Annotated in this window: 15 protein-coding genes; 8 read left to right on the forward strand and 7 right to left on the reverse strand. The window is 60.2% G+C overall.

Annotated features, from left to right (window positions below; genetic code table 11):
- Positions 1-64: 64 nt before the first annotated feature.
- The 6 genes from AD668_RS03200 to gatC all read right to left on the reverse strand — a co-directional run bounded on the left by AD668_RS03200 (position 65) and on the right by gatC (position 5,286).
- Positions 65-445, reverse strand: coding sequence for a carboxymuconolactone decarboxylase family protein (locus AD668_RS03200; protein WP_046040018.1), 381 nt, complete (start codon positions 443-445; stop codon positions 65-67).
- Positions 442-1,503 carry a calcium/sodium antiporter gene (locus tag AD668_RS03205; RefSeq protein ID WP_053154537.1) on the reverse strand — a complete coding sequence of 354 codons (1,062 nt, stop codon included), beginning with the start codon at positions 1,501-1,503 and terminating at the stop codon, positions 442-444. Before AD668_RS03205 ends, AD668_RS03200 begins: the two co-directional genes overlap by 4 nt.
- A 50-nt stretch (positions 1,504-1,553) precedes the next feature.
- Positions 1,554-1,925, reverse strand: coding sequence for a septal ring lytic transglycosylase RlpA family protein (locus AD668_RS03210; RefSeq protein ID WP_053154540.1), 372 nt, complete (start codon positions 1,923-1,925; stop codon positions 1,554-1,556).
- Between the two features lie 148 nt (positions 1,926-2,073).
- Complete coding sequence (gatB, locus tag AD668_RS03215) at positions 2,074-3,519, reverse strand: Asp-tRNA(Asn)/Glu-tRNA(Gln) amidotransferase subunit GatB (RefSeq protein WP_053154543.1); 1,446 nt, start codon at positions 3,517-3,519, stop codon at positions 2,074-2,076.
- Between the two features lie 10 nt (positions 3,520-3,529).
- Positions 3,530-4,981, reverse strand: coding sequence for an Asp-tRNA(Asn)/Glu-tRNA(Gln) amidotransferase subunit GatA (gene gatA / locus AD668_RS03220; protein WP_053154546.1), 1,452 nt, complete (start codon positions 4,979-4,981; stop codon positions 3,530-3,532).
- A gap of 17 nt (positions 4,982-4,998) precedes the next feature.
- Complete coding sequence (gene gatC / locus AD668_RS03225; RefSeq protein ID WP_007901429.1) at positions 4,999-5,286, reverse strand: Asp-tRNA(Asn)/Glu-tRNA(Gln) amidotransferase subunit GatC; 288 nt, start codon at positions 5,284-5,286, stop codon at positions 4,999-5,001.
- Positions 5,287-5,497: 211 nt separating this feature from the next.
- Here gatC and mreB point away from each other — a divergent pair, with 211 nt between their 5' ends.
- The 8 genes from mreB to tldD all read left to right on the forward strand — a co-directional run bounded on the left by mreB (position 5,498) and on the right by tldD (position 16,741).
- Positions 5,498-6,535: a rod shape-determining protein MreB gene (gene mreB / locus AD668_RS03230; protein ID WP_002555108.1), complete on the forward strand. Its 1,038-nt coding sequence runs from the start codon at positions 5,498-5,500 to the stop codon at positions 6,533-6,535.
- A gap of 143 nt (positions 6,536-6,678) precedes the next feature.
- The gene (mreC, locus tag AD668_RS03235; RefSeq protein ID WP_082344416.1) at positions 6,679-7,785 is read left to right on the forward strand and encodes a rod shape-determining protein MreC; all 1,107 of its coding nucleotides are present in this window, start codon (positions 6,679-6,681) and stop codon (positions 7,783-7,785) included.
- Positions 7,785-8,276, forward strand: coding sequence for a rod shape-determining protein MreD (gene mreD, locus AD668_RS03240; protein ID WP_053154552.1), 492 nt, complete (start codon positions 7,785-7,787; stop codon positions 8,274-8,276). The genes mreC and mreD overlap by 1 nt, the downstream gene beginning before the upstream one ends.
- Positions 8,277-8,308: 32 nt before the next feature.
- The gene (locus AD668_RS03245; protein ID WP_053154554.1) at positions 8,309-8,905 is read left to right on the forward strand and encodes a nucleoside triphosphate pyrophosphatase; all 597 of its coding nucleotides are present in this window, start codon (positions 8,309-8,311) and stop codon (positions 8,903-8,905) included.
- Positions 8,906-8,962: 57 nt separating this feature from the next.
- Complete coding sequence (gene rng, locus AD668_RS03250; RefSeq protein ID WP_053154556.1) at positions 8,963-10,420, forward strand: ribonuclease G; 1,458 nt, start codon at positions 8,963-8,965, stop codon at positions 10,418-10,420.
- A 75-nt stretch (positions 10,421-10,495) separates the two neighbouring features.
- On the forward strand, positions 10,496-14,299 hold the full coding sequence (locus tag AD668_RS03255; protein ID WP_053154559.1) for a YhdP family protein: 3,804 nt from the start codon (positions 10,496-10,498) through the stop codon (positions 14,297-14,299).
- A 132-nt stretch (positions 14,300-14,431) separates the two neighbouring features.
- Positions 14,432-15,286, forward strand: coding sequence for a carbon-nitrogen hydrolase family protein (locus tag AD668_RS03260; RefSeq protein WP_053154562.1), 855 nt, complete (start codon positions 14,432-14,434; stop codon positions 15,284-15,286).
- A 12-nt stretch (positions 15,287-15,298) separates the two neighbouring features.
- Complete coding sequence (gene tldD, locus AD668_RS03265; protein WP_053154565.1) at positions 15,299-16,741, forward strand: metalloprotease TldD; 1,443 nt, start codon at positions 15,299-15,301, stop codon at positions 16,739-16,741.
- 112 nt (positions 16,742-16,853) lie between these two features.
- Here tldD and yjgA read toward each other — a convergent pair whose 3' ends face one another.
- Positions 16,854-17,378: a ribosome biogenesis factor YjgA gene (yjgA, locus tag AD668_RS03270; protein WP_034148278.1), complete on the reverse strand. Its 525-nt coding sequence runs from the start codon at positions 17,376-17,378 to the stop codon at positions 16,854-16,856.
- Between the last annotated feature and the right edge of the window lie 73 nt (positions 17,379-17,451).

The following is a 17,451-nucleotide window of genomic DNA, read 5'->3' on the forward strand; positions in this document are numbered from 1 at the left end:
CTACAGGAGAGCGAATTCCAATGTAGGAGCTGCCGCAGGCTGCGACCTTTTCAAAGCAACAAAATTATTCCGGCTTCTGGTAGCTATCAATCACTTCCTGCGCCGCCCGAAACGCATCGATCGCCGCTGGCACACCGGCATACACCGCGCAATGCAGCAGTGCCTCGCGAATCTCATCCACCGTGCAGCCGTTGTTCAGCGCGCCGCGTACGTGACCTTTCAACTCTTGCGGACACTTGAGTGCAGTCAGCGCGGCGAGGGTGATCAGGCTGCGGGTTTTCAGCGGCAGCCCTTCGCGATTCCAAACACCGCCCCAGGCGTGTTCATTGACGAAATCCTGCAGCGGCTGGGTGAATTCGGTGGCGTTGCCCAGTGCGCGGTCGACGAAGGCGTCGCCCATCACTTGGCGGCGGACTTCAACGCCGGGTTTTTTATTCTCGGTCATGGGACTTCCTTCTTATGGTGTTGGCGACGCCAGGCGCGCAGCGACGTGAACAGCAAAAACGCCACCAGCGCCGGCAGGACGAAAAACAGCATCAAATGTTCGAGCTTGCCCGCCAGCGGCATGCCGGTGGTGAACGACACCACATGCAGTCCATACGCCAGGTACAAACCCAGAAACAGCAGGCCTTCGGCGCGGGTCACGCGATAGCCGGTATAGAACAGCGGCAGGCACAGCGCCGCGACGCCGAGCATCACCGGCAAGTCGAAGTCCAGCGCGTTGGGCGATACCGACAGCGGTGACGGCGCCACCAGCGCCGTGACGCCGAGCACCCCCAAAAGGTTGAACAAGTTGCTGCCGATCACGTTGCCCACGGCGATGTCGCGCTCGCCACGGATTGCGGCGATCAACGACGTGGCCAGTTCGGGCAGGGAAGTGCTGACGGCAACGATGGTCAGGCCAATGATCCGTTCAGAAAGCCCCAGGTCAGTGGCCACCGCGACGGCCGCCCCCAGCAGCAGATGTCCAGCGTAAACCAGCATCGCCAATCCGACGGCGATCATCAGCAAGCTGCTGATCCAGGGGGCTTGTGCCTTGTGCTCATGAGTCGAAACAGGACGTGCGGAATGTCGCGACTGACGCAGCAGCAGGCCGAGGTACAGTGCCAGTGCCAGCAGCAGTACTACGCCGTCCGTGCGGGTCAGCTCCTCATTCCACGCCAGAATCGATACCAGCAAACTGGCACCGATCATCAATGGAATGTCCAGGCGCACCAGTTGCCGGGAAACCCGCAAAGGAATGATCAGCGCGGACAGCCCGAGGGTAACGAGGATGTTGAAAATGCTGCTGCCGATCACGCTGCCGACGGCGATGTCGGTGTTGTTCGCAAGCGTGGCTTGCAGGCTGACCGCCATTTGCGGTGCGCTGCTGCCGAGGGCGACAATGGTCAAGCCGATGATCAGGGGGCGAACATGCAGGCGCGCTGCCAGGCGAACGGCGGCGCGCACCATCAGTTCGGCGCCGACTATCAACAACAGCAGCCCGCTGAACAATTCGATCACGCTGATCAGGGGTAAATCGGCTAGTCCGAAAATGGTGGATGCTCCATCCGTCAGTCGAGGGCTTGCACACGAACACGTGCAGTGCCGCTTTTGAGCATGCCCAAGCGTTCGGCGGCTTCATGGGACAGGTCGATCAGGCGTCCACGGGTATGGGGGCCACGGTCGTTGATACGCACCACGCAGGATTTGTCGTTGTTCAGGTTGGTGACCTTGACCCGCGTGCCGAAGGGTAGCTGACGGTGGGCGGCGGTCATGGAATTCTTGTCGAAACGCTCACCGCTGGCGGTGCGTTTACCTTGGTGTTTGGCGCCGTAGTAGGAGGCAACGCCGGTTTTGTCGTAGCCGTGCGGGTCGACGGTGTCGGTGCTGGCGCAACCGGCCAGTAAAGAGAGCAGGGCGCAAAGGCTGAGCAGACGCTTCATTGAAGGTTTCCCGAAAACAAATGTGGGAGCCAGCCTGCTGGCGATTGCGCAGTGTTAGACATGGATATGTTGAATGTCAGACCGCTATCGCCGGCAGGCTGGCTCCCACAGGGAGTGGAGCCAGATTTGAAGGCTGGCTCCAATTTCATCAGCCTTCGAGTTTGCTTTTGAGCAATTCGTTCACTTGTTGCGGGTTGGCCTTGCCCTTGGAGGCTTTCATGGCCTGGCCGACGAAGAAGCCGAACATCTTGCCGCGCTTGGCTTCGTCTGCCGCGCGGTATTGCTCGACCTGCTCGGCGTTGGCCGCAAGCATTTCGTCCAGCACCGTCGAGATCGCGCCGGTGTCGGTCACTTGCTTCAGACCGCGCTTGTCGATGATCTCGTCCGCCGTGCCTTCGCCGTTGGCCATCGCTTCAAACACCACCTTGGCGATCTTGCCGGAGATGGTGTTGTCCTTGATGCGCAGGAGCATGCCGCCCAGAAGCTCGGCGGAAACCGGCGACTGTTCGATGTCCAGACCTTGCTTGTTGAGCAGGCTGCCCAACTCGACCATCACCCAGTTGGCCGCCAGCTTGGCGTCGCCGCCGATGCTCGCGACTTTCTCGAAGTAATCGGCTTGCTCGCGGCTGGTGGCCAGAACGCTGGCGTCATAGACCGACAGACCGAATTGCTCCTGGAAGCGCTCGCGTTTCTGTGGCGGCAATTCCGGCAGGGTGGCGCGCACTTCGTCGAGGAACGAGTTTTCGATCACGACGGGCAGCAGGTCCGGATCGGGGAAGTAACGGTAGTCGTTGGCTTCCTCTTTGCTGCGCATCGGCCGGGTTTCGTCCTTGTTCGGATCGTACAGGCGGGTCTGCTGGATGACTTTGCCGCCGTCTTCGATCAGTTCGATCTGACGCTGGATTTCGCTGTTGATCGCCTTCTCGATGAAGCGGAACGAGTTGACGTTCTTGATCTCGCAGCGGGTGCCGAACTCGACCTGACCTTTCGGACGGATCGACACGTTGCAGTCGCAACGCAGCGAACCTTCGGCCATGTTGCCGTCGCAGATGCCCAGGTAACGTACCATGGCGTGGATCGCCTTGACGTAGGCCACAGCTTCCTTGGCGCTGCGCATGTCCGGCTCGGAAACGATTTCCAGCAGCGGTGTGCCGGCACGGTTCAGGTCGATGCCGCTGGCGCCGCTGAATTCTTCGTGCAGGCTCTTGCCGGCGTCTTCTTCCAGGTGTGCGCGGGTGATGCCGACGCGTTTGACCGTGCCGTCTTCGAGGGCGATGTCCAGGTGGCCCTTGCCGACGATCGGCAATTCCATCTGGCTGATCTGGTAGCCCTTGGGCAGGTCCGGGTAGAAGTAGTTTTTACGGGCGAACACGTTGTGCTGGCCGATCTCGGCGTCAATCGCCAGGCCGAACATCACCGCCATACGCACCGCTTCCTGGTTCAGCACCGGCAGCACGCCGGGCATGCCCAGATCTACCAGGCTGGCCTGGGTGTTCGGCTCGGAGCCGAAGGTGGTGGAACTACCGGAAAAGATTTTCGACCGGGTGGTGAGCTGGGTGTGAATCTCCAGCCCGATCACGACTTCCCATTGCATGTGTGTCTCCTCAGAAGCCGGTTGGGGTGCGGGTGTGCCAGTCAGTGTTGAGCTGATACTGGTGGGCAACGTTCAACAGGCGACCTTCCTGGAAATACGGAGCGAGCAATTGCACGCCGACCGGCAGACCGTCGACAAAACCTGCTGGCATGGACAGGCCCGGCAGACCCGCGAGGTTGGCGGTGATGGTGTAGACGTCTTCCAGGTATGCAGCGACCGGGTCGCTGTTCTTGGCGCCGAGCTTCCAGGCCGGGTTCGGCGTGGTTGGGCCGAGGATGATGTCGACCTCATTGAAGGCTGCCATGAAGTCGTTCTTGATCAAACGGCGGATCTTCTGCGCTTTCAGGTAGTAGGCATCGTAGTAACCGGCCGACAGCGCGTAGGCGCCGACCATGATCCGGCGCTGTACTTCCGGGCCGAAACCTTCGCCACGGGAGCGCTTGTACAGGTCGATCAGGTTGACCGGATTTTCGCAGCGGTAGCCGAAGCGCACGCCGTCGAAACGCGACAGGTTGGACGAGGCTTCCGCCGGGGCGATCACGTAGTACGCAGGAATGGCGTGCTGCATGTTCGGCAGGCTGATTTCCTTGATCACGGCGCCGAGCTTTTCCAGCTCCTTGACGCTGTTGTGGATCAGCTCGGCGATGCGCGGGTCGAGACCGGCGCTGAAATACTCTTTCGGCACGCCGATGCGCAGGCCTTGCAGCGAGCCGTTGAGGCTGGCGCTGTAGTCCGGCACGGGCTCATCGATGCTGGTGGAGTCGTTCGGATCGAAGCCGGCCATACCTTGCAACATAATTGCGCAGTCTTCGGCAGTGCGCGCCATCGGGCCGCCCTGATCGAGGCTGGACGCATACGCAATCATGCCCCAGCGCGAAACGCGACCGTACGTCGGTTTCAGGCCGGTGAGGTTGGTCAGCGCGGCGGGCTGACGAATGGAGCCTCCGGTGTCGGTGCCGGTGGCGGCAGGCAACAGACGAGCGGCAACCGCGGCAGCGGAGCCACCGGACGAACCGCCCGGTACGTGTTCCAGGTTCCACGGGTTTTTCACCGCGCCGTAGTAGCTCGACTCGTTGGCCGAACCCATGGCGAATTCGTCCATGTTGGTCTTGCCCAAGGTCACGGCCCCGGCAGCGGCCAGCTTGGCGACGACGGTCGCGTCGTAGGGAGCCTTGAAGTTGTCGAGCATCTTCGAGCCGCAGCTGGTGCGAATGCCCAGGGTGCAGAACAGGTCTTTGTGGGCGATCGGCGCACCGAGCAGGGCGCCGCTCTCACCATTGGCGCGGCGGGCGTCAGCGGCTTTCGCCTGCGTCAGCGCCAGGTCTTCGGTGAGGCTGATGAAACTGTTGAGCTGCGGATCGAGCTGGGCGATGCGCGCCAGCAGGACTTTAGTCAGCTCTTCGGAGGAAAACTTTTTATCGGCGAGTCCGCGGGCGATCTCGGCCAGAGTCAATTGATGCATTGCAGGCTCTTTCCCTATTAGTCGATGACTTTCGGAACCAGGTACAGGCCGTTTTCGACCGCTGGTGCGATGGACTGGTAGGCCTCGCGGTGATTGGTTTCGGTCACGACGTCTGCGCGCAGGCGCTGGCTGGCTTCCAGTGGGTGGGCGAGCGGCTCGATACCGTCGGTATTGACCGCCTGCATTTCGTCGACCAGCCCGAGAATGCTGTTGAGGGCCGAAGTGATGTGTGGAAGATCGGCATCATTTAGGCCAAGACAGGCCAGATGAGCGATTTTTTCCACGTCGGAGCGTTCAAGCGCCATTGGGATTCTCCAGTGGAAAACAAAACGGACGGCGTCCGTGTGTTAGATTGTCGGAACACTACCGCACTTCTACGGTCATAAGGCCGCGATTGTGGGGCTTGGTGCACAGAAAAGCGGCCAATTTAACATATTGGCGCCTTGCCCAAAATCCCTGTCGTTGTTAGAGTTTGCCGCACTTTTTTACCCACGCGTTGCCTAGGGTCCCTTTCCCATGTTCAAGAAACTGCGTGGCATGTTTTCCAGCGATCTTTCCATTGACCTGGGCACTGCCAACACCCTTATTTACGTGCGCGAGCGCGGTATCGTCCTGAATGAGCCATCGGTTGTGGCCATTCGGACACACGGTAACCAGAAAAGTGTTGTTGCTGTCGGCACCGAAGCCAAGCGCATGCTGGGTCGTACGCCGGGCAATATTGCTGCCATTCGTCCGATGAAGGACGGCGTTATTGCCGATTTCAGCGTCTGCGAAAAAATGCTGCAGTACTTCATCAACAAGGTTCACGAAAACAGCTTCCTGCAGCCTAGCCCTCGTGTGTTGATCTGCGTTCCGTGCAAATCCACCCAGGTTGAGCGTCGTGCCATTCGTGAATCGGCCCTCGGTGCCGGTGCCCGCGAAGTATTCCTGATCGAAGAGCCAATGGCTGCTGCGATCGGTGCCGGCCTGCCGGTAGAAGAAGCCCGCGGTTCGATGGTCGTGGATATCGGCGGCGGTACCACTGAAATCGCGCTGATCTCCCTCAACGGTGTGGTTTACGCTGAATCCGTACGGGTTGGCGGCGACCGTTTCGACGAAGCGATCATCACCTACGTGCGTCGCAACTACGGCAGCCTGATCGGTGAATCCACCGCAGAGCGCATCAAGCAGGAAATCGGTACGGCCTACCCGGGCGGCGAAGTTCGTGAAGTCGACGTTCGCGGCCGTAACCTTGCCGAAGGCGTTCCACGGGCATTCACCCTGAACTCCAACGAAGTGCTGGAAGCTCTGCAAGAGTCCCTGGCAACCATCGTTCAGGCCGTGAAAAGCGCTCTGGAGCAATCGCCACCGGAACTGGCTTCCGACATCGCCGAGCGTGGTCTGGTACTGACCGGTGGTGGCGCTCTGTTGCGTGACCTCGACAAGTTGCTGGCCCAGGAAACCGGTCTGCCGGTGATCGTCGCCGAAGATCCGCTGACCTGCGTTGCTCGCGGCGGTGGCCGTGCATTGGAAATGATGGATAAACACACCATGGACCTGCTTTCCAGCGAGTAAGTCGCCGGAATGCCTCTATGCTGTTGAGCGCGCAGGCAGCACTTTGCAGTGCTGCCTGTTCGCGTTTATCTTCTGTCAGTCTGCATCCAGGCCGGATCGCTGTCGTATGAATAAAGAGAACATTTGCCTGGGAGGAGCGGCTTATTAAACCGCTTTTCACCAAGGGTCCCTCACTGGGCGTGCGCTTGTTGGTGCTGGTCGTGCTGTCGGTCGCGTTGATGGTGGTCGATGCCCGCTTCACACTGCTCAAGCCGGTGCGTAGCCAGATGTCGCTGGTGCTGATGCAGTCTTACTGGGTCACCGACTTGCCGCAGCGGCTGTGGCAGGGCGTGGCAAGCCAGTTTGGCAGCCGGACCGAACTCGTCGCCGAAAACGAAAAACTCAAGACCGAGAACCTGCTGTTGCAGGGGCGCATGCAAAAGCTTGCCTCCCTCACCGAGCAGAACGTGCGGCTGCGCGAGTTGCTCAACTCCTCGGCGCTGGTCAATGAGAAGGTCGAAGTGGCCGAGCTGATTGGCATGGACCCCAACCCATTCACTCATCGCATCATCATCAACAAAGGTGAACGTGACGGCGTGATCCTCGGGCAGCCGGTGCTCGATGCCCGCGGGCTGATGGGGCAGGTGGTCGAGTTGATGCCCTACACCTCACGTGTTCTCTTGCTGACCGATACCACTCACAGCATTCCGGTACAGGTGAACCGCAACGGGTTGCGGGCGATTGCCAGCGGCACCGGCAATCCTGAGCGCCTGGAGTTGCGTCACGTGGCCGATACTGCCGATATCAAGGAAGGTGACTTGTTGGTCAGTTCCGGCCTCGGTCAGCGCTTCCCGGCGGGTTACCCGGTGGCGACGGTCAAGGAAGTGATTCACGACTCTGGCCAGCCGTTTGCCATTGTGCGTGCCGTGCCCACCGCTGCCTTGAATCGCAGCCGCTACTTGCTGCTGGTGTTCAGCGACGGGCGTACCGCCGAAGAACGCGCCAATGACGCGGCGCAGGCTCAGGAAGCGCTGGATCAGCACGGTGGTGGCCCGATGATTCCTCCTGCGGTGTCCAAGCCTGCCCTTGTACCGGCTGCAGCGGCCGCTCCGGTAGCTCCGGCGCCAGTGACTCCGGCTGCCCCGGCTCCCGCTGCCACGGCCCCGGTCAAACCTGTGACCCCCAAACCTGCCGCCAAGCCGCCCGCTGCCGCCAAGCCTGCGGCCAAACCGCCTGTCTCCGCACCGGCTTCTACTGGGGGACGAGAATAATGGTCGGTACCACCGCATCGCGAAACGGCTGGATCGTCTGGCTGACCTTCGCTGTCGGCATGCTGCTCAGCATTTCGCCACTGCCGCAATTCATGGAAATCCTCCGTCCCCTGTGGCTGGCTATGCTGCTGGCCTTTTGGGCGCTGGCCCTGCCGCAGAAAGTCGGTATGGTCACCGCCTTTTGTCTCGGCCTGGCCGAAGATGTGCTCTACGGTACGCTGCTGGGGCAGAACGCATTGATCCTGACGCTCATCACCTACCTGGTACTGGCGCTGCAACAACGCCTGCGGATGTTCCCGATGTGGCAACAGAGCCTGGTGATCCTGGTGATCTTCGGCCTCGCCCAGCTGGTTCAACTATGGCTCAGCGCCCTGACCGGCAATCGCCAGCCAACCCTGGCGCTGGTGCTGCCTGCCTTGGTCAGCGCATTGCTCTGGCCTTGGATTAGCTTCGGTTTGCGCGGATTGCGTCGACGCTACAAAATCAATTAATCCGCTCAGGCATTAGACAGGGAGAGGTCTTGATGAAACGGTTGTACCTCGCCTCAGGCTCGCCGCGTCGACGTGAGCTGCTCACGCAGATCGGCGTGCCGTTCACCGCCATCAGCGCGGATATCGATGAAACCCCTTTGTCCCACGAATCCCCATCGGCCTATGTCGAGCGCCTGGCGCGCGGCAAAGCCGAGGCCGGGCACGGGGCGGTCGTGTCTGGGGATTCGTTCTGCGTCCTCGGCGCCGATACCGCCGTGGTGCTCGACGGTAAAATACTCGGCAAACCGGTTGATGAAACCCAAGCGTGCGCCATGCTGAAGATGTTGTCCGGGCACGAACACCTGGTCTTGACCGCTATTGCCGTGCTCGATGGCGAGCGTTGCGAATCCCGGGTTGTCACCAGTCGCGTGCGCTTTCGGGATATCAGTCCTGAAGAAGCCGTGGCCTACTGGGCCAGCGGAGAACCCCGGGACAAGGCGGGTGGTTATGGCATTCAAGGATTGGGAGCGGTGTTTGTTGCCGGGCTCAATGGAAGTTATTCGGCGGTGGTTGGACTGCCGCTGTGCGAAACCGCAGAACTGCTCGGCCATTTCGGCATACCCTGTTGGCAAACCCACAACGCGCGCTAAGCGTCGTACAGAACAGATGCGGCCATTATCGTGAATACGCCTGAACGAGACCCTGCCATGAGTGAAGAGATTCTGATCAACATCACGCCGATGGAATCGCGCGTGGCGGTGGTCGAAAACGGTGTCCTGCAAGAGGTTCATGTCGAGCGTACGCAAAAACGCGGGATCGTCGGCAATATCTACAAAGGCAAGGTCGTGCGGGTACTGCCGGGTATGCAGGCCGCTTTCGTCGACATCGGCCTTGATCGCGCCGCATTCATTCACGCGTCGGAAATATCCTTGCGAGAAGGCCCTGCGGTCGAAAGCATCAGTGCCCTGGTGCACGAAGGCCAAAGCCTGGTGGTGCAAGTCACCAAAGACCCGATCGGCTCCAAGGGCGCGCGCCTGACCACGCAACTGTCGATTCCTTCGCGCTATCTGGTGTACATGCCGCGCACAGCTCACGTCGGTATTTCCCTGAAGATCGAAGACGAAGCCGAACGCGATCGTCTCAAGCAAGTGGTCACCGATTGCGTGGCCAGGGAAGGCATCAAGGAAGCCGGCGGTTTCATCCTGCGCACGGCGGCCGAAGGCGCCGGCGCGGACGAGATCCTGATGGACATCCGCTACCTGCGTCGGCTTTGGGATCAGATCAACGAGCAGATAAAGACCATCAGCGCGCCGAGCGTGATCTACGAAGATCTCGGTCTGGCGTTGCGCACGCTGCGCGATCTGGTCAGTCCGAAAATCGAAAAAATCCGCATCGACTCCCGGGAAACCTTCCAGAAAACCACGCAGTTCGTCGCCGAACTCATGCCGGAGATCGCTGATCGTCTGGAGCACTACCCCGGCGAACGGCCGATTTTCGACTTGTATGGCGTGGAAGACGAAATCCAGAAAGCGCTGGAACGTAAAGTCCCGCTCAAGTCCGGTGGCTATCTGGTGGTCGATCCGGCGGAAGCCATGAGTACCATTGACGTCAACACCGGGGCGTTCGTCGGCCATCGCAACCTCGAAGAAACCATCTTCAAGACCAATCTCGAAGCCGCGACCGCTATCGCACGTCAGCTGCGCCTGCGCAATCTGGGCGGCATCATCATCATCGACTTCATCGACATGGAAGATGAAGAGCACCAACGCCAGGTATTGCGCACGCTCGAGAAGCAATTGGAGCGCGATCACGCCAAGACCAACATCATCGGCATCACCGAGTTGGGCCTGGTGCAGATGACCCGCAAGCGTACCCGCGAAAGCCTCGAACAGGTGCTGTGTGAGCCGTGCACCAGCTGTCAGGGACGCGGCAAGCTGAAGACGCCGGAAACCGTTTGCTACGAAATCTTCCGTGAAATCCTCCGTGAAGCTCGCGCCTATCAGGCGGAAGGCTATCGTGTATTGGCGAACCAGAAAGTTGTCGATCGACTACTGGATGAAGAGTCGGGCAATGTCGCCGAGCTTGAAGGCTTTATCGGTCGCACGATTCGGTTCCAGGTCGAAACCATGTATTCGCAGGAACAGTACGACGTGGTGTTGCTCTGAATCCCTACGCGTCAGTAGCACTACAACGGCTTGCCGCAGTTTTTTGCAGGAACTTCGTCATGGGAGCCAACTGACATGGAACGTCTGACACGCATTTTGGCCGTAATGACCCGCTGGGGTCTGGGCCTGTGCGCGTTGGTTTTGGTGTTGATGGCGCTCTATGTCAGCCTTGGCCGCGAATTGTCACCGTTGGTGGCCGAGTACCGTGCCGAAGTCGAAAGCAAAGCCACCAGTGCCTTGGGCATGCCGTTGCAGATCGGCGAGCTGGAAGGACGCTGGAGCGGCTTTGCCCCGATTCTGCTGGCTCACGACGTGACGGTCGGTGAGGGGGCCAATGCCTTGCATCTGGATCAGGTGCGCGCAGTCCCGGACCTTTGGGCCAGTGTGCTGGCGCGCCAGGTGCGTATCGCTCATCTGGAGCTCAACGGGCTGAAGATCAGCCTCAAGCAAGGCGAGGATGGCCAGTGGGCGCTGGAAGGGTTGCCGGTGAAGGACGATCAGCCCCTCGATCCGGAGCAGTTGCTGAACCAGATGCAGATGATTCAGCAACTGTCGGTACTCGACAGCCAGGTCACTCTGCAACCGTTTGGCGAGTCACCGATGACCTTGACCTATGTCGGCATGAGTCTGAAAGTTGGCTCCACTCGTCAGCGGCTCGATGCTCGCTTGACCCTTCCTGACGGTCAGCCGATGGCCATGAGCCTGCGCACGCGCATTCGCGCCAGCCAGTGGAAGGATGGCGAGGCGCAAGTCTATCTGAGTCTGCCGCAAAGCGACTGGTCGAAGTGGTTGCCCGAAACGCTCACCCGGCAATGGAATTTCACCGAGATCAAGGCCGGAGGCGAGCTGTGGCTGAGCTGGGGCAAGGGTGCCATGCAAAGCGCTGCCGTGCGCTTGAATGCACCGCAACTCAAGGGCGCCTATGCCGAGCGAAAGCCGATCCAGATCAACAATCTGGCGCTGAACGGGTATTTCCAGCGCAGCGCCGAAGGCATGTTGGTGACCCTGGATTCGCTGGCCATGAACCTCGGCGAGACGCGCTGGGAAACGCATTTGCAGCTCAAGCAAACGGCAGCGACGGACAAGACCGAAGAGCTATGGCACCTGCAGGCCGACCGTGTCGACCTGACTCCGCTCACGCCGCTGATCAATGCCCTCGGGCCGCTGCCCGAAGGTTTTGCCACAGTGGTAGATCGGCTCAAGGTCACGGGCCGATTGCGTAATGTGCTGCTTGATGTTCGACCGAATGCCACTGATGAGAGCAAGTTCGAATTCGCCGCCAACCTCGATCAGGTTGGCTTCGACGCCTATCACGGCGCTCCGGCGGCGCGAAATGTCAGCGGCAGCATCAGCGCAAATCTGGGGCACGGCGAGCTGCGCATGGACAGCAAGGACTTCATGCTGCACCTGGACCCTATCTTCGCCAAACCATGGCAGTACATTCAGGCCAATGCGCGGTTGACCTGGAAGCTGGATAAAGACAGCTTCACCCTGGTCGCGCCGTACCTGAAGGTACTGGGCGAAGAAGGCAAAATTGCCGGTGACTTCCTGATTCGCCTGCATTTCGACCACACTCAGGAAGACTACATGGACCTGCGGGTCGGCCTCGTAGAGGGCGACGGCCGCTACACCGCCAAGTACCTGCCGAAAGTCCTCAGTCCTGCGCTCGATGAATGGCTGCGCACCGCCATTCTGAAAGGCGCGGTCGACCAGGGTTTCTTCCAGTATCAGGGATCACTGAGCCACGATGCCAAGGACACGGATCGCAGCATCAGCCTGTTCTTCAAGGTTCACGATGCCGAGTTGGCGTTCCAGCCGGGCTGGCCGCATGTGCGTAATGTCACGGGCGATGTGTTCGTCGAAGACAGTGGGGTGCGGGTTCTGGCCAGCAAGGGGCAGTTGCTCGACACCCAGGTCAGCGATATTTACGTCAATATCCCTCACGCTCCAGCGGGGCAAGACTCTCACCTCTTGCTCGACGGCCAATTTGCCGGTGGACTGGGCGATGGCCTGAAAATCCTTCAGCAAGCCCCTATCGGTACTGCTGACACCTTTGCCGGGTGGGAAGGCGAGGGTGAGTTGCACGGCAAACTGAATCTGGATATCCCGCTGGCCAAGGCCACGCAACCGAAGATCATCGTCGATTTCAAAACCGCCAAGGCACGGTTGAAGCTGGCCGAACCTGAGCTGGAACTGACCCAGCTCAAAGGAGATTTCCGTTTTGACAGCGGCAAGGGGCTGAGTGGTCAGAACATCAGCGCCAGAGCCTTCGACAAACCGGTGTCCGCGCAGATTTTTGCCGATGGCCGTGCAGGCAAGCTCAATACTCGCGTTGTGGCTTCGGGACAGGTCGAGGTCAAGAAACTCACCGATTGGCTTAAGGTGACGCAGCCGCTACCGGTCAGTGGTGTGATCCCTTATCAACTGCAGCTGACCCTGGATGGTGCCGACAGCCAGTTAATGGTCAATTCCAGCCTCAAAGGCGTGGCGATCGATTTGCCAGCACCGTTCGGCCTGGCCGCCGATGTCGGGCGCGATACAACGTTTCGTATGACCTTGCAGGGCGCCGAGCGGCGCTACTGGGTCACCTACGGGAACCTGGCGAGTTTCACGTTTGCGGCGCCGACTGCCAACTTCGCCGACGGTCGCGGTGAATTGTTCCTGGGCGGCGGAGATGCCGTGTTGCCTGGCGCTAAGGGCCTGCGAATACGCGGTGTGTTGTCGGAACTGGACGTCGGCCCTTGGAAGGCGCTGGTAGACAAGTACGCCGGCCAGGACCCAGGCGGCAGCGCCAAACAGTTGCTCAGCAGTGCGGATATCAAAGTGGGCAAGCTCACTGGCATTGGCACGACACTGGATCAGGCTTCGGTGCAATTGACGCGTAAAGTGGCCTCCTGGGCGGCGCAACTCGACAGTCAGCAAGTCAAGGGCAGCGCGAGCATTCCTGACGCGAAAGGCGTGCCGATTGTGATCAATCTGCAAACTGTCCGTTTACCCGCACCGGATCCGAAGGTGCTGGCCGATGAAAATTCGCCGGACCCGCTGGCAACCGTGGACCCGACGAAAATCCCGGCGGTGGATATCACCATCAATCAGCTGTATCAGGGCAAGGACCTGGTCGGCGCGTGGTCGCTGAAGATTCGACCGACAGCCAAAGGTATTGCCTTCAACGCGCTGGATCTGGGCCTCAAGGGCATTTTGCTGGTGGGCAGCGGTGGCTGGGAAGGAGCACCTGGCGCCAGCAACAGTTGGTACAAGGGCCGCATCAGCGGTAAAAATCTCGCCGATGTGCTTAAGGGTTGGGGGTTTGCGCCGAGTGTCACCAGCCAGGACTTTCACATGGACGTTGACGGCCGTTGGCCCGGCTCTCCAGCCTGGGTCGCCACCAAGCGTTTCTCCGGGACGCTCGATGCGACGCTCAATGAAGGTCAGTTTGTCGAGGTGGAGGGCAGCGCCCAGGCATTACGCGTGTTTGGCCTGCTCAACTTCAACTCCATCGGGCGTCGCCTGCGTCTCGATTTTTCCGACCTGTTTGGCAAAGGCCTGAGTTATGACCGGGTCAAAGGTTTGCTGGTGGCGACGAACGGTGTGTATGTCACCCGTGAGCCGATTCGCTTGACAGGCCCGTCCAGCACCATCGAGCTCGACGGTACGTTGAATATGGTGGCTGACAAGATCGATGCGAAATTGCTGGTGACCTTGCCGGTGACCAACAACCTGCCGATTGCTGCGCTGATTGTCGGCGCGCCCGCCATCGGTGGTGCGCTGTTCCTGATGGACAAGCTGATCGGCGACCGCGTCTCGCGTTTCGCCAGCGTCAAGTACACGGTCAAAGGGCCGTGGAAAGAGCCGAAAATCACCTTTGAAAAACCTTTTTGAAAGCCACGCTTAGAGGCTATGGAGTAGCATGACCGAAGGCTGCGATTTTTTGATCTTGCTGTTTCAAATCAAATGATCGCAGCCTTCGGCAGCTCCTACAGGGTCTGTGTTTATTTCAGAAAGGATCAATCCATGTCTGTCGCGGTGATTCAAATGGTCAGCCAGAGCGATGTGCTGGCCAACTTGGCCCAGGCCCGTCGTTTGCTTGAACAAGCGGCTGCGGGCGGTGCGAGGCTTGCCGTGCTGCCGGAGAATTTCGCTGCCATGGGGCGCCGTGACATCGCCGATATCGGCCGCGCCGAAGCGTTGGGCGAAGGCCCGATCCTGCCGTGGTTGAAACAGACCGCGCGCGACCTCAAGTTATGGATAGTGGCTGGCACCTTGCCGTTGCCACCGGTGGATCAGCCGGCGGCCAAGGTACACGCCTGTTCGTTGCTGGTTGATGACCAGGGCGAAACGATGGCGCGCTATGACAAGCTGCACTTGTTCGACGTCGACGTGGCGGACAATCGCGGACGTTATCGCGAATCCGATGACTATGCTTATGGCAGTGGCGTCGTGGTGGCAGACACACCGGTCGGTCGGGTTGGTCTGACGGTCTGTTATGACTTGCGCTTCCCGGAGCTGTACAGCGAGTTACGCGCTGCCGGTGCGCAACTGATTACGGCGCCTTCTGCGTTTACTGCCGTGACCGGCGCCGCGCACTGGGAAGTGCTGATTCGCGCACGAGCCATCGAGACCCAGTGTTATGTGCTTGCGGCTGCCCAGGGCGGGACGCATCCGGGGCCGCGAGAGACTTTCGGTCACGCTGCTATCATCGATCCCTGGGGGCGGGTGCTGGCGCAACAGGATCAAGGCGAGGCCGTGCTGCTGGCCGAACGCGACAGCAGCGAACAGGCGTCCATCCGGGCGCGGATGCCGGTGTCCACTCATCGGCGCTTTTTCTCGCAGGGCGCCCAGCGACCTGCATCAGAACGACGAATTTAAGGCGTAAAACATATGAGCGAGTTGTTGTCCTCAGTCAGTGAACACCTCCTGGCGCCCGGCGGCGTGACGATCGAGAGCCTGCAAGGTGTGCTCGGCGATCTGGCTGGCCCGGGCATCGATGCCGCCGACCTGTATTTCCAGGGGCAGATTTCCGAGTCCTGGGCGTTGGAAGACGGCATCGTCAAGGAAGGCAGCTTCAACCTCGATCAGGGTGTGGGTGTGCGGGCGCAATCGGGTGAAAAAACCGGTTTTGCTTATAGCAACGCCATCACCCTGGAAGCCTTGGGCGCAGCAGCCCGTGCTGCCCGTTCGATTTCTCGCGCCGGGCAGAATGGCACGGTACAGGCGTTCACCACGCAAGATGTCGCGCAGTTGTATGGGCCGGACAATCCGCTGGAAGTGCTGTCCCGTGCCGAGAAAGTCGATTTGCTCAAGCGCATCGACGCCGCCACCCGCGCGCTCGATCCGCGTATCCAGCAGGTCACCGTGAGCATGGCCGGTGTCTGGGAGCGGATTCTGGTGGCCTCCACCGACGGCGGCCTGGCGGCGGACGTGCGACCGCTGGTGCGTTTCAATGTCAGTGTGATCGTCGAGCAGAACGGTCGTCGCGAGCGCGGTGGACATGGCGGTGGCGGTCGTACCGACTACCGCTATTTCCTCGCCGAAGACCGCGCCATGGGCTATGCCCGTGAAGCATTGCGCCAGGCACTGGTCAATCTTGAAGCGATTCCGGCACCGGCCGGTACCTTGCCGGTGGTGCTCGGTTCCGGGTGGTCGGGCGTGCTGCTGCACGAAGCGGTCGGGCATGGTCTGGAAGGCGATTTCAATCGCAAGGGCAGTTCGGCTTACAGCGGACGCATGGGCGAAATGGTTGCGTCCAAGCTTTGCACCATCGTCGATGACGGCACCCTGGCCGGTCGCCGTGGCTCGTTGAGTGTCGATGACGAAGGCACGCCGACCGAGTGCACCACGCTGATCGAGAACGGCGTGCTCAAAGGCTACATGCAGGACAAGCTCAATGCCCGCCTGATGGGCGTGGCCCGCACCGGCAATGGTCGTCGAGAATCCTATGCGCACCTGCCGATGCCGCGCATGACCAACACTTACATGCTCGCCGGCGAAAGCGATCCGCAAGAAATCATCGCCTCGGTGAAACGCGGAATCTACTGCGCCAATCTCGGCGGCGGTCAGGTGGATATCACCAGCGGCAAATTCGTGTTCTCCACCAGCGAGGCGTATCTGATCGAGGACGGCAAGATCACTGCCCCGGTCAAAGGTGCAACACTGATCGGCAACGGGCCGGAAGCCATGAGCAAAGTGTCGATGGTCGGTAACGACCTCTCACTGGACAGTGGTGTGGGGACGTGCGGCAAGGATGGGCAGTCGGTGCCGGTGGGTGTCGGCCAGCCAACGCTGAAGATTGATGCGATCACCGTGGGTGGCACGGGTTCGTAAGGAGGCATACATCCCGTGCAGGAGCTGCCGAGGGCTGCGATCTTTTGATTTTGCTTTTGAGAAACAAGATCAAAAGATCGCAGCCTGCGGCAGCTCCTACAGGGGGCGAGAATTAACGCAGACCGCGTTGAGTCTCGTCCAGCTCACGGATGTACTTGAAGATTTTACGGCTGGAAGCAGGAGGTTTGTTTTGCGCAACCTCGTGCTGGGCCTGCCGGATCAGGGAGCGCAATTGCTGGCGATCCGCGTCCGGGTAGTCGACGACGAATTTTTCCAGCACGGCATCGTCGCCGGCGATCAGGCGATCACGCCAACGTTCCAGGTTGTGGAAGCGTTCGTTGTACTGGCGAGTGGAGGCATCGAGTTGATCGAGCAAAACCAGAATGGCGTCAGTGTCCTGATCGCGCATCAGTTTGCCGATGAACTGAAGGTGCCGTTTACGCGCGATATTCGCGGTGTGCTTGGGCGCATCGGCCAGGGCCCGGCGCATAGCGTCGGTCAACGGCAGTTTTGCCAGCAAGTCAGGCTTGAGTGTTGTAAGGCGCTCGCCGAGATCAACCAGAGCATGCAGCTCGCGTTTGACCTGGGATTTGCTTTTTTCTCCCGTATCGAGGGAGTCGTCGTAAGAATCAACCATGGTGGCCGTCCGCAAAGAAACGCCGCCATGATAACCAGTCGGGGGCCGCTTGTCCGGCCCGGTCGCTCGATGA

The sequence above is a fragment of the Pseudomonas sp. P1.8 genome (assembly GCF_001269805.1).
In the GTDB taxonomy this organism is placed as follows: Bacteria; Pseudomonadota; Gammaproteobacteria; order Pseudomonadales; family Pseudomonadaceae; genus Aquipseudomonas.